Source organism: Candidatus Chlorohelix allophototropha, assembly GCF_030389965.1.
Classification (GTDB): Bacteria; Chloroflexota; Chloroflexia; order Chloroheliales; family Chloroheliaceae; genus Chlorohelix; species Chlorohelix allophototropha.
In genome coordinates this window covers 1,656,297-1,668,574 of the sequence record NZ_CP128399.1, presented here as the reverse complement: position 1 = coordinate 1,668,574, position 12,278 = coordinate 1,656,297, and the positions used below count along the sequence as shown (strand labels likewise).

At 47.9% G+C, this 12,278-nt stretch carries 19 protein-coding genes and 1 pseudogene; 1 reads left to right on the top strand and 19 read right to left on the bottom strand.

The genetic code is table 11. The features are described 5' to 3' along the window. Positions 1–182 precede the first annotated feature (182 nt). Positions 183–1,010, top strand: coding sequence for a dienelactone hydrolase family protein (locus OZ401_RS07190; protein ID WP_341467543.1), 828 nt, complete (start codon positions 183–185; stop codon positions 1,008–1,010). Between the two features lie 163 nt (positions 1,011–1,173). On the opposite strand, the gene rpsI is transcribed toward OZ401_RS07190, so the two are convergent. From rpsI to OZ401_RS07095, 19 genes and pseudogenes are all read right to left on the bottom strand, one after another. Continuing rightward, the gene (rpsI, locus tag OZ401_RS07185) at positions 1,174–1,578 is read right to left on the bottom strand and encodes a 30S ribosomal protein S9 (protein WP_425607599.1); all 405 of its coding nucleotides are present in this window, start codon (positions 1,576–1,578) and stop codon (positions 1,174–1,176) included. 36 nt (positions 1,579–1,614) lie between these two features. Further along, entirely contained in the window at positions 1,615–2,064 is a 450-nt protein-coding gene (rplM, locus tag OZ401_RS07180) for a 50S ribosomal protein L13 (protein WP_341467542.1), read from the bottom strand. Positions 2,065–2,095: 31 nt separating this feature from the next. Continuing rightward, positions 2,096–2,869 (bottom strand): tRNA pseudouridine(38-40) synthase TruA, encoded by a 774-nt coding sequence (gene truA, locus OZ401_RS07175; RefSeq protein ID WP_341467541.1) that lies wholly within the window; start codon positions 2,867–2,869, stop codon positions 2,096–2,098. Between the two features lie 27 nt (positions 2,870–2,896). After that, complete coding sequence (gene rplQ / locus OZ401_RS07170; protein ID WP_341467540.1) at positions 2,897–3,253, bottom strand: 50S ribosomal protein L17; 357 nt, start codon at positions 3,251–3,253, stop codon at positions 2,897–2,899. A gap of 32 nt (positions 3,254–3,285) precedes the next feature. Beyond that, the gene (locus OZ401_RS07165; RefSeq protein WP_341467538.1) at positions 3,286–4,335 is read right to left on the bottom strand and encodes a DNA-directed RNA polymerase subunit alpha; all 1,050 of its coding nucleotides are present in this window, start codon (positions 4,333–4,335) and stop codon (positions 3,286–3,288) included. 74 nt (positions 4,336–4,409) lie between these two features. Beyond that, a complete protein-coding gene (gene rpsD, locus OZ401_RS07160) occupies positions 4,410–5,039 on the bottom strand; it encodes a 30S ribosomal protein S4 (protein WP_341467537.1) in 630 nt (209 codons plus the stop codon). A 43-nt stretch (positions 5,040–5,082) separates the two neighbouring features. Continuing rightward, positions 5,083–5,490, bottom strand: a complete 408-nt coding sequence (gene rpsK, locus OZ401_RS07155; RefSeq protein WP_341467536.1) for a 30S ribosomal protein S11 — start codon at positions 5,488–5,490, stop codon at positions 5,083–5,085. A gap of 58 nt (positions 5,491–5,548) precedes the next feature. After that, the gene (gene rpsM / locus OZ401_RS07150; RefSeq protein ID WP_341467535.1) at positions 5,549–5,929 is read right to left on the bottom strand and encodes a 30S ribosomal protein S13; all 381 of its coding nucleotides are present in this window, start codon (positions 5,927–5,929) and stop codon (positions 5,549–5,551) included. Positions 5,930–5,953: 24 nt separating this feature from the next. Continuing rightward, a complete protein-coding gene (rpmJ, locus tag OZ401_RS07145; RefSeq protein WP_341467534.1) occupies positions 5,954–6,067 on the bottom strand; it encodes a 50S ribosomal protein L36 in 114 nt (37 codons plus the stop codon). A 188-nt stretch (positions 6,068–6,255) separates the two neighbouring features. Next, on the bottom strand, positions 6,256–6,477 hold the full coding sequence (gene infA, locus OZ401_RS07140; protein WP_341467533.1) for a translation initiation factor IF-1: 222 nt from the start codon (positions 6,475–6,477) through the stop codon (positions 6,256–6,258). 130 nt (positions 6,478–6,607) lie between these two features. Further along, positions 6,608–7,294 (bottom strand): adenylate kinase, encoded by a 687-nt coding sequence (locus OZ401_RS07135; protein WP_341467532.1) that lies wholly within the window; start codon positions 7,292–7,294, stop codon positions 6,608–6,610. Between the two features lie 190 nt (positions 7,295–7,484). Beyond that, positions 7,485–8,849, bottom strand: a complete 1,365-nt coding sequence (secY, locus tag OZ401_RS07130) for a preprotein translocase subunit SecY (RefSeq protein WP_341467531.1) — start codon at positions 8,847–8,849, stop codon at positions 7,485–7,487. A gap of 134 nt (positions 8,850–8,983) precedes the next feature. Then, entirely contained in the window at positions 8,984–9,469 is a 486-nt protein-coding gene (gene rplO, locus OZ401_RS07125; RefSeq protein ID WP_341467530.1) for a 50S ribosomal protein L15, read from the bottom strand. A gap of 18 nt (positions 9,470–9,487) precedes the next feature. Beyond that, positions 9,488–9,703, bottom strand: a complete 216-nt coding sequence (gene rpmD, locus OZ401_RS07120) for a 50S ribosomal protein L30 (RefSeq protein WP_341467529.1) — start codon at positions 9,701–9,703, stop codon at positions 9,488–9,490. Between the two features lie 394 nt (positions 9,704–10,097). Further along, positions 10,098–10,574, bottom strand: a pseudogene (gene rpsE / locus OZ401_RS07115) (30S ribosomal protein S5); the annotation flags it as partial. Positions 10,575–10,589: 15 nt separating this feature from the next. Next, positions 10,590–10,961 (bottom strand): 50S ribosomal protein L18, encoded by a 372-nt coding sequence (gene rplR / locus OZ401_RS07110; protein WP_341467528.1) that lies wholly within the window; start codon positions 10,959–10,961, stop codon positions 10,590–10,592. A gap of 59 nt (positions 10,962–11,020) precedes the next feature. Next, entirely contained in the window at positions 11,021–11,572 is a 552-nt protein-coding gene (rplF, locus tag OZ401_RS07105; RefSeq protein WP_341467527.1) for a 50S ribosomal protein L6, read from the bottom strand. A 20-nt stretch (positions 11,573–11,592) separates the two neighbouring features. Next, entirely contained in the window at positions 11,593–12,006 is a 414-nt protein-coding gene (gene rpsH, locus OZ401_RS07100) for a 30S ribosomal protein S8 (protein ID WP_341467526.1), read from the bottom strand. Positions 12,007–12,086: 80 nt separating this feature from the next. Beyond that, on the bottom strand, positions 12,087–12,272 hold the full coding sequence (locus tag OZ401_RS07095) for a type Z 30S ribosomal protein S14 (RefSeq protein ID WP_341467525.1): 186 nt from the start codon (positions 12,270–12,272) through the stop codon (positions 12,087–12,089). Positions 12,273–12,278 lie beyond the last annotated feature (6 nt).

Genomic DNA, 12,278 nt, shown 5'->3' with positions numbered 1-12,278 from the left:
TACAAAATCAACATTCCGAAGGTTTCTGCTTAATCTAAACCATACCGCAACAATATATAATCTTGACTTTCTGTTATTTTAGGACTACTGTTTATCTTGTGGATATGTTTGCCTTTCTCCACAATTTTGTAGTTGAGAGACGAAGGGTTTAGAGCTTTTTAAGTTAAAAGAAGGAAACCGCTATGAGTACGAGCCAAAATTACGTGGATGTAACTTTTCTGCGCTATCGTACCGGTCACAAGGAAACCAACGCTTTTCTGGCAGTACCAAACTTCCCCGGTCCCTTGCCCGGTATAATAATTGCGCATGATATTTTTGGTCTTGATGACCACATTCAGGATGTAGCAATTCGTTTTGCTAAACTTGGATATTCGGTGTTGGTTCCCGATTTCTATTCAAACAAAAGCGGTATGGGGGAAAGAGGTCACAATGGTCCCGGTCCTACTACCACCTATGAGCAACGCCGAGATATTCGTAGGAAAACTTCCGATTTAATTGCAGTCAGTGACATTACACGCGGTTTTGAATACGTCACCAGAGAAGGCTATGCCGATCCTGGTCGTATTGCAATTGTTGGATTTGGCTTTGGTGGCACTATAGCCACGCTGGCAGCAGGACAAACCTCGAACTTCGCAGCAGCGGTTAACTTCTACGGAGATTTAATTTATTCAAAATATCTGATTAACCGAGTTAAGCCAGAATCTCCTATCAATTATGTTCCTTTCATCCAAGCTCCTTACCTAGCATTCTACGGAGCGCCGGAAGAAGACATTTCGCTGCAGGACGTGCGGGCACTAGAAAATGAGCTTCGTTCGCGCAACAAAATTTACCAGTTGAAGACCTATCCCAATGTACCCAACGGCTTTTTCAATGACAGTCGCCCCACTGTTTATAATGCAGCGGCGGCTAAAGAAGCTTTCGAAATTACAACCACTTTCTTGAGCCGTAATTTGAAAAGTGCCGCGACGGCAGCGCCAAAGTTCAGGGCAACATCTGGATCACGTATTTAAGGACAACGTAGAGATTCATAAACCGCTTGGTTTAAAGTAAGAGCACACCAACCTAAAGGTGTGCTCTTTAATTTTTGTATACTCATAGAAAAATAAAAGGGAAGAAGAGGCATAACCTCTCTTCCCTGAAAATTTTCTAATAGTAGAACGAAGCGGAGAAATTTTACCGCTTGGTGTACTGCGGCGCTTTGCGGGCGCGTTTGAGACCGGGTTTCTTGCGCTCCTTCATACGTGGATCGCGAGTCAGGTAACCACTCTTTTTGAGGGTTGGGCGCAGGGTATCGTCAGCCTGTAGCAAAGCGCGGGCAATACCGTGCCTCACCGCTCCAGCTTGACCGCTTACTCCGCCACCGACAACCTTGACCGAAACATTATAGCGACCCAAGTTGTTGGTAGCCCGCAAGGGCTGGGTAATTATAATTTCAAAGAGTTGCCGAGCACCGAAATGCTCCACAATAGTTTTATTATTTACCGTAATCTGACCGGTGCCGGGATAAAGACGCACACGCGCCACGGCAGTTTTGCGTCGCCCGGTTCCGTAGAAATAGTTCTTATTCAGCGTAGCCATCTTTCTCCTTAACCAAAGCTACGAGCAAACGCTCGATTAGCTTTCCTTCAGATATTTAAACTCATATTCTTTAGGCTGCTGTGCAGAGTGCGGATGTTCTGCCCCGGCATAAATCTTCAACTTCTTGATCATAGCCCGCCCAAGCTTACTGTGGGGTATCATCCCCTTGATCGCATCAAACAGCGGCCAAGTTGGGTGCCTGTTTATGCGGTCACTGAGGTTTTCTTGCCGGAAACCATCAGGCCACATGGTGTGATGATAATAAATTTTATCATTCAGTTTATTACCTGAAACCACAATTTCTGCGGCATTTATTACCACTACAAAGTCACCAGTATCCATATGGGGAGAGTACATAGCTTTATGCTTGCCACGTAACAAGGTAGCAACCTCGGTGGCGACTCTACCCAGAGTTTGCCCTTTAGCATCGATTATATGCCATTCGCGCTTGATGTCAGCTGCTTTGGGCGAGTATGTCTTAGCCATTCCTGAATAACTCCTGATTTTAAAACCTCGGTTAATATTTTACCGATACAAGATACAATCCGCTCGGTGGGGCGGTTGGCCCTGCCCGGCGGCGATCGCATGCCGCAAAGATTTCTTCAAACTCGCGCAAGTTTATTTTTCCTGCGCCCACTTCCAGCAAAGTTCCAACAATATTCCGCACCATATGCGGCAAAAAAGCGTTAGCAGCAACCCAGAACTCAATCAGGCTACCCTTACCGCTACGCCATTCAAGACGGCGCAACTCGCGTACTGTACCCGGTTTACCTTCGCTCTCGGTGTCCGGGACACCCATTCCTGCTCCGGCAAAACTGGCAAAATCATGCCTGCCTACCAGAACTTTGCCTGCTTCTGCCATATTGTTCACATCAAGCGGGGTTTTAACCCAGTGAACATAATGCCGACTTAGTGGAGAGCGACTTCTCCGGTTAAGTATTTCATAGCGGTATTCGCGCTCTGTGGCACTGAAGCGGGCGTGGAAATCCTTGCTCACTTCTTCCGCTATTGTAACCACCAGATCGACGGGGAGGAGAGCATTTAAACCTCTCCTGAAAATTTCAGTCGAATGGTTGCTATCCGTTTTAAAATTAGCAACCTGCCCTTCCGCATGAACCCCCGAATCGGTTCTTCCTGCCAATTGTACCCGGCAATGCGCCCCGGATGATAATCCGGTTAATTCTGCAATTGCCCTTTCAAGCTCACCCTGTACAGTACGCCCGTTAGCTTGTAACTGACTGCCTGCAAAGTTTGTGCCGTCATATTCCAAAACAAGCTTGATATTACGCACAAACCAACCCTACCGAACAGATATGGATTAAGCAGGTACGAACTCTATAATTACCATCTCCGCATTATCGCCCAAGCGAGTACCCAATTTAATAATACGGGTATAGCCGCCTCTGCGGTCAGTATAGCGCGGACCGATAACTGTAAAGAGCTTATTTACCGCCGCAGAGTTGGACAATTTACTGGTTACAATACGGCGATTGGGGATATTATCCTCAACGGAGATTCTAACCAGATGTTCAATCATAGGCTGGATTTCTTTAGCTTTAGCCTCGGTGGTCCGAATGCGTTCGTGAGCAATAACTGATATCAGCAAATTGCGGAACATTGAGAGGCGTTGCCCTGTAGGTCGGTCAAATTTACGACCGGCTACTCCGTGTCTCATGATCTAAATCCTCGCGATTATATCTTTTCTAACTATTCGTCGTCCAAGCCACCGTTGCCGCCGTATAAACCATCTCCACCGTCAGCAGATAAAAGTGCTCCATCTTCATCGGAGTCCTCATACAATCCAGTGCCGGAAAAAGGTCCAATGGGAGTGGCAGTACTCATAAAGCCATGTCGAATCAGTTGTTCTCGCAACTCGTCGTAAGATTTCCGCCCGAAATTGCGAACACTCAACAGATCTTTTTCGTCCATCGCCAGAATTTGACCGACCTTAGTAATATTGCTGCGCTTTAAGCAGTTATAAGTACGCACCGACAAATTCAGGTCTTCGATCGGCGTTTCATAAAGTTTAGGTTCAATAGTTCCAGCGCCGGGCAACTGTTCCCGTTCCGGTTCAGCGGTGCGGTTAAAGTTGGCTATAATTTCACTATGTTGCCTCAGGATAGTGGCAGCCTGGCTAAGTGCCTCGCCCGGTTCGATTGAACCATCGGTCCAGACTTCCAGCAACAGGCGGTCATAATCAGTCATCTGACCAACACGGGTGTGTTCGACCACATAATTTACGCGCGGTATAGGCGTGAAAATTGCATCCACCGGAATCACACCGATAGGCATATTGTCACGGTTTTCCGCAGGTATATAACCTACGCCTCTTTCAACCGTCAGTTCCATATCCAAACGGGCATCTGAGCTATCAAGTGTAGCAATCGGTTGGTCAATATTGATAATTTCAACCAACTGACCCGGCGCTTCAATATCGCCAGCACAAGCGACCCGTTCGCCCCGCAATGACAGGTTCATGCGTACCGGGCGCTCACTAAAACTGCGCAAACGGATACGTTTAGCATTCAAGATAATCTCAGTTACATCTTCCTTGATATTGGGAAGCGATGTAAACTCATGAGACACGCCATCTATCTTGATTGAAGTAATCGCCGCGCCAGGAATAGATGATAGCAGGATGCGACGCAAGGCGTTACCCAAGGTTATACCGTATCCGGGCTCCAGCGGTTCAATTTTAAACCTGCCGTAATTCTCCGCAGTAGCCACATTCTCGACCTTCAACGCTACATCGAACAAGGTCTCCAGCCTCCTCTTCCTTAGTTGGGGAACCGGGTTAAATAATATCCAATCCGGTTGCCGACAATTGACTACTAGCGGCTATAATATTCAACTATAAGGTTAGTCTCAAGTAACGAATCAATCTCGGCATGCTCAGGCAACCGTACTACTCGACCCGTTAAACCCTTAGCGTCAAGAGTAAGCCAAGACGGAGCATCATGCTTTCCAATACTATCCGCCACAACCTTGAAATAGGTTTTTTCCTTGCTTCTTTCGACAAGGGTAACCGTATCACCGATTTTGGCAATATAGGAAGGTATATCAGTTTTGTGCCCGTTTATAGCAAAATGACCATGTCTAACCAGTTGTCGCGCCTGCTTACGGGAATCGGCAAACCCCATCCGGTAAATCAGGTTATCCATTCGCAATTCCAAAATTTGGAGCAATCGTTCACCAGTAGCGCCGGTTTGTCGCCGCGCTTCATCATAGTGTTTGCGGAATTGCTTTTCCAGCACTCCATAAATGCGGCGTGCCTTTTGTTTCTCGCGCAACTGCGTGCCATAATCGCTGAGTTTGCGCTGGCGTTTTGCACCGTGCACACCGGGTGTTTCCTGTCGATTCTCGAAGGCGCACTTGGGAGTCATGCAGCGTTCCCCTTTGAGCATTAACTTTACACCCTCGCGCCGGCAGAGCCTGCAGACCGGACCAGTATATCTAGCCATTATTCCTCACTAATTTATATTCGTTAGACGCTTCAGATCAACCTTATACACGACGGCGCTTGGGAGGGCGGCAACCGTTGTGTGGGATCGGGGTGACATCAGTAATAGATACCACCGAAATACCACTCGCCTGCAAGGAGCGGATTGCGGCTTCACGCCCGGAGCCCGGACCTTTCACAAATACCTCTACCTGACGCAAGCCATGATCCATCGCCCGGCGTGCAGCACCTTCCGCGGCTACTTGCGCGGCATAAGGGGTGCTTTTCCGAGAACCCTTAAAGTCGCTTGCGCCTGCACTACCCCAGGCTAATACATTTCCCTTGGGGTCGGTCAAAGTAACAATTGTATTGTTAAAAGTAGATTGAATATGCGCCTGCCCCTTCGGAACATTCTTCCGTTCCCGGCGTTTTACCTTGGCAACGCGCTTTTTACCGCCACTTTTCTCAGCCATCCTTGCTCCTTTAGCTCAGCCTACCAGTGGGAAAGCCCACCTGGCTATTAAAACTAGATTACTTCGTCGCTTTCTTCTTACCGGCAACGGTACGGCGAGGTCCACCACGGCGAGTACGCGCGTTAGTACGGGTGCGCTGTCCGCGAACCGGTAATCCGGCGCGGTGGCGCTTGCCGCGATAGCAACCAATCTCTACCAGGCGTTTAATATTCAGGTTTACTTCTCGACGCAAGTCACCTTCTACACGGTACTCGCGATCGATTATCTCACGCAACCGATGAATTTCATCATCGGTAAGTGTATGAACCCTAGTATCGGGGCTTATATTAGCCGTTTCGAGAATTTTCTGACTCGTTTTTAGCCCGATACCGAAAATATAGGTGAGACCTATTTCAACTCTTTTATCGCGGGGCAAATCAACCCCGGCAATTCTCGCCATGCGGTCTATCCTCCAGAAATCTTACTAGCCTTGCCGCTGTTTATGTTTAGGAGTAGAACAAATCACCATTACTACTCCCTTACGCCGGATTATTTTGCATTTTTCGCAGCGCGGCTTCACCGATGCTCGTACCTTCATCGCTCAATTCCCTCAATTTCACGATTACAGCACCCTAATTTAAAGCGCTTTATATCGTTTTGATTTTTTCCTATTGATACAGACAAGTGGAAATTATACCACAACCCGTGTAGGCTTGGCAAATTCCCAAAATGGCATTTTCAATATTATTATCATAGCGAGGTTGCCATGTGCCCTTGCTATTTTTGTTATTTGTAGCGATAGGTGATTCGCCCTCTTGTTAGGTCATAAGGCGATAGCTCTACCAGAACGCGATCACCCGGCAAAATACGAATGAAGTTTAAACGGATTTTTCCGTTTACCGTTGCCAGCACTTTGTGACCTTTTTCCAGTTCTACCTGGAACATAGCGTTGGGTAAGGCTTCAATCACTCTTCCTTCTACTTCTATTACGTCTCTTTTCTTGCTCACCTGTTTTTTCCTGTTTTATGTATTTCTACTTTTACAGGTAAGAATAGCGGCCCACCTACTCACCTTGCAGAGAGACCGCCAACTCGGAATCGTCTTTATTTAACAGATGCCTGACGCTTGCAATGAGTCGTTACGCCAACAACGACTCAGTGACCCCCCCCGGCTGTTCCACTTTCTTTAGAGCAGTGATCAGGTCTCGATTGACTTCTTCTACTTCACGTTGCCCGTCTATCTCGATGAGCAAATCGCGTTTGTTATAGTAGTCAATCAATGGCAACGTCTGGTTAAAATAAACCTGCAAACGGCGCTCAGCGGTGGCACGGGTATCATCTTCCCGCTGGTATAACTCGCCCCCACAACTATCGCACACCCCTTTTACGCGAGGCGCGTTGTAGACTTCGTGATAGGGAGTTTGGCATGACCTACAAATCCAGCGACCACTAAGGCGGCTTAACAGTTCTTCGTTTTCCACCTTTATGTACAATACTGCGGTCACGCCCTGCCTAAAGCCATTTTGCAACGCCACATTCAAAGCATCGGCTTGCGGGATAGTACGCGGGAAACCATCCAACATAGCACCGTGAACGCAACTAGGCGTTGACAGATGCTCTACTATCATATTGATAACCGTTCCATCCGGTACCAACTCGCCACGATCCATAAAACCTTTGGCTTGCAAGCCTAAATCTGTACCGCGTTTAATGTTATCGCGTAACAAGTCTCCACTGGATACATGTGCTATATCCAATCGTTCCGATAACAATTTGGCTTGTGTGCCTTTTCCTGCCCCTGGTGCTCCAAGTAAAATTATATACATGCGGCTCCCTTCCTAAACTTCCATCTTTGCAAGCTAGCCTAACCTAAATAAGCGCACTTTGTGAAATGCTACACTTATTATAACATAGGCTTAAGAAAGGCGACAACTGAAAAGTAGAGAAGAACATATAAATTCTGTTTATCGTTTATATAGCTCTACTTTATCAGGCCTTTATACAAGATCACTACAACTAGCGGAGTATGCCTTGATATTCGCGCATAGTTAACTGGGCTTCAAGCTGTTTCATGGTATCTACAGCTACACCTACCACAATCAAGAGCGAAGTGCTGCTCAAGAATGTATTGACCTGAGACTGGACTATAGCGCCCAGCAAGAAGGGTAGCACCGCAATTGTGCCTAGGAACAAAGCGCCCAGCAAAGTTATGCGATTCAAAACCTTCATTAAAAAGTCATTGGTCGGTTTGCCCGGTCGGTAACCCGGTATGAAGCCACCTCTGTCCCGGAGACTTTCCGTAATATTTTGTTGGTTAAAGAGCACGAGTGTATAGAAATAGGTGAAACCTACCACCATTCCAAAATACACTACTTGATACAGAATACTGCTAGGACCAAAGTTCACAACTACCCAGTTTGCCGCTTGGCTAATCACATCATCGGGCTGGTTGGGACGAACGAAGAAGCCCGCCACTGTAGTTGGAAATATGATAATACTACTGGCAAAAATCAGCGGAATCATACCGGCTGAGTTCACCTTTAAAGGTATATAGGTGCTTTGACCGCCATAAACCCGGTTGCCCTGCGTTTGACGCGGAAACTTGACCGGTATTTTGCGCTGCCCTTCTTGAACCAGTACAATCCCTACAATTGATAGTAAAGCTACAACTACTATAATCAGTATAGAGATGATGTTTTGAGCAACACCTGTCTGGCTGGTACGCACAAGGGTTGAAGGTAGGTTCGAGACGATACCTCCAAAAATAAGCACCGAGACACCTTGACCGATACCAAATTCGGTTATTAGCTCACCCATCCAGACTAGTATCATCGTTCCGGCTGTCATCGAGATAACAACGGTAACGGTTAGCCCGAAGTCAGAGCTTGCACCGAATAATGAGAGTTTCTGAGCGTCCGTTCCGGTAATTACATTCTGGCTTTTCAGCAATACTATTTGACCGTAGGCGGTAACTGCCGCAATCGGCACAGTAATGATATGCTGCCAGCGATTAATTACAGCGCGCCCTCGCTCACCTTCTTTTGAAAGGTTTTCAAGTGCAGGTATAATCGGCTGTAACAACTGCATAATAATTGTAGCGGTAATATAGGGATATACCCCGGTTGCCACAATCGAGAAGTTACTGAGACTACCACCCGAAAATATATTCAAGAAGCCCAGCACACTACCGATACCCTGGCTGCTACCTGCCGGCGCATCAACGCCACTTATCAGGTTTGTAAGCCTAGATTTAATCTCACTTGAAATACCGGGCAGCGGTACGTGGGCGATAACTCTAAAGATTACGAGAATACCCAGCGTAAAAAATATGCGCCGCCGAAGGTCAGGTATTCCAAATGCTTTGATAACAGCTTTTAGCATTGTTGGTGATTTTCCTCCGCAGGATTTAGGTTTAGCATCAGATTGCAGAATTTAGTCTGCTACAGGCAACTTTGCTATTATACAAGATTTTGCCTAATAGCAATTTTATATCCTTTAACCTGATGCTTTATCACCTAATCGGCGTTTTCCTCACCGCTCTCCGCGGGAGTCAATTCCTCATAGTTGCCACCGGCAGCCGTTATCTTCTGCTTTGCGCTTTCGCTCAGGCGATGAACTCTCACGGTCAGAGCTTTGCTAATCTCGCCTCTACCCAACACCTTTACCGGTTTGTTAGTACGTATGTAGCGGCGCGCTATCAAAGTTTCAACTGTGACCTCGCCACCTTCCCAATCTTCCAATTGTGAAAGGTTTACCACTTCATATTCAACCCGGTTTGGGTTGTTGAATCCAGTACCACGTTTGTAACCGGTACGCTTAAAGGTGTTAACCTTAGAAGGTGCGCCTTCAAACCAGACCGGTACTTTGTGATGTCCGGTACGAGCTTTTTGACCTTTCTGACCAAAGCCGCTGGTTTTTACCAAACCAGAACCGTGACCACGACCTACGCGCTTGGGAGCCGAGGTGCTACCAGGAGCCGGTTTTAAGTCATGCTGTTGCATTAGTTTATACTCCTTAACCTACTCTTCGACCTTCACCCAATGGCGCACGTACTTAATCATGCCTCGCACCGCCGGGTTATCCGGCAGCGTGTTGGACTGGCGCAAGTGGTGCAAACCCAACGAAGCAATAGTTTGCTTGTGATCAGCGCGCGAACGAATAGTGCTTCTTACCAGTGTAAAGGTAACAGTCTTACCCGTAGTTTCCGCTTGATTGTTCACTTTATTATCAGCCATCGCTTACCTATTTCTTACAACTTATCTCAAGTGTAATTTCCGGTTTATAAGGGGCAACATTCAAAATGTTTACCCCCTCAAAACGAAATTCCTGTTAATTAGCGGAAGACTCGCCGCCACTCGTCTCAGGTTTTGGAGCTTCAGACTCAGGTCTAACCCCATTCTCACTTCTCGGAGCGCCTCTACCTGCAGGGCGGTTTCCACCACCTCGACGATCATCACGGCGTTGACCGCCACCACCACCGGGTTTACCACGACCACCGCCATCACGATCTTTTCTGTCACGGCGAGGCCCACGATCACTACCGCTGGAGACTGGCACAAGGATACCGAACTTGCGCTCAGGTACTGCCACCTTCTCATCGGTAGGACCAAGCCCGAAGGTACGGAACGGTTTGCTACGCTTGATTTCTTCGTCATTGCGCACTTTCAATTGAGAAAGTGCCAGTAAAGTGGCGCGCACGGTGTTAACTGGGTTGTTGTTACCTAGCGACTTTGAGAGAATATCTTTGATACCTGCGGCTTCAAGAACGGCACGTACCCCACCACCTGCAATCACACCAGTACCGGGAGAAGCGGGTCGCAGCATTACTTTGCTAGCGCCGAACTTCACGGTAATTTCGTGTGGTATGGTGGAACCCTCAAGAGGCACTCTGATCAGGTTCTTCTTAGCATCTTCAGCACCTTTGCGAATGCTATCCGGCACTTCACCGGCTTTACCGATACCAGCGCCTACAAAACCTTGACCATCGCCAACCACTACCATAGAGCTAAAGCTGAAGCGGCGACCACCTTTTACCACTTTAGCCACGCGGTTGATTTGGACCACGCGCTCTTCCAAATTCAATTTGCTTGCATCAATTCTTGCCATCTGAATTCGCGCTCCTTAAAAGTCCAAACCGGCTTCGCGGGCGGCGTCAGCCAGTGCCTTAATACGCCCGTGATAAAGATAACCGCCACGGTCAAAGACCACTTTGGTAATGCCTTTCTCTTTGGCGCGCTCTGCTACAATCTTTCCTACCAGTTTCGCCTCATCAGTCTTGTTGATACCGTCCTTAAAATCAGGGCGGGCCTCCTTATCCATCGTACTCGCTGAGACAAGGGTATGACCGATAGAATCATCGATCACCTGCGCGTAGATGTGGTTGGCGCTACGGAAGACGTTGAGGCGCGGTCTTTCGGGTGTACCACTTATCTTGCTGCGCACCCGAATCTGCCGCCGCTGTCGCGGACTCAAATCTCGTCTAATTCTGCGCATAATCTTTTACAAGCTCCCTAATATTAGGGCAGAGTATCAAATACCCTGCACCTGTAGTCTTATTTCTTACCAGCTTTACCGGCTTTACCAGCCTTGCGGCGAATTACTTCACCGGCTAAGCGAATGCCTTTGCCTTTGTATGGTTCCGGCGGACGCAGCGCCCTAATACGAGCGGCTTGAGCGCCTACAATTTCTTTATCTATGCCCTGCACCGAGACTTTAGTGGCACTTTCTACCACGTATGTAATACCCTCGGGGGGCTGCAACTTAGTAGCATGACTGAAGCCCAGTAATAGCACCAAGTCATTGCCATCTTTAACAGCACGGTAACCTACGCCGGCGATTTCCAGGTCACGACGGTAGCCAGCACTCACTCCGACAATCATGTTGTCAAGCAAAGTACGGGTCAAACCATGCATAGCGCGACTTCTGTTGCTATCATCCGGACGTTTTACCTCGATGGTGGCATCGTTTCGCTCAAAGACAATCGTGGGATCCAGTTGGCGGGATAATTCGCCTTTTGGCCCCTTGACATGAACGAGGTTGCCTTCCTCAATCTTTACCTCTACGCCCTTGGGAAGGGTTATCGGCTTGCGTCCAATACGCGACACTTTTCCGTCCTCCTATTTAACTACCAGACGTACGCCAGCACTTCGCCGCCTACGCCGGCGCGCCATGCCTGTCGCCCGGTCATTACACCTTGCGGAGTACTAACTATAGCAATGCCATAGCCATTCATTACCTTTGGGATTTCGCTACGCTTGGCGTATATGCGCAAACCGGGACGGCTGACGCGCTTTATGCCAGTAATAACTGCTCGCTTGGAGCCGCCACTGGCACTGCCGACGTATTTCAATTGTATTTTCAGCAACTTCATTGCTTCAGTCTGCTCTTCGGAAAAATTCAGGACATAGCCTTCATCCTGCAGAATCTTTGCAATAGATACCTTCAGCTTGCTGCTCGGCATTATTACTTCCGAGTGGCGAGCCGAGGATGCGTTCCTGATTCGGGTCAACATGTCCGCAATCGGATCGGTTACGTTCATCTATAAACTCCCCTTAAAAGCCTTCTCTCAGCGGGGCTTCCTGCCCGGCACTGTTTCTCGAGGCGGTCTTTGCTCTTACGCTACCAGCTTGATTTCTTGACACCGGGTAAAACGCCTTTCAAAGCGTTTTCGCGGAAGCAAATGCGGCACATCCCGAATTTTCGCATATAGGCGCGGGAACGTCCGCAAATCTTGCAGCGATTATAACCCTGGACCTTGAACTTCGGCTTGCGTTGAGACTTAACAACCATTGATTCTTTTGCCATCTTGTC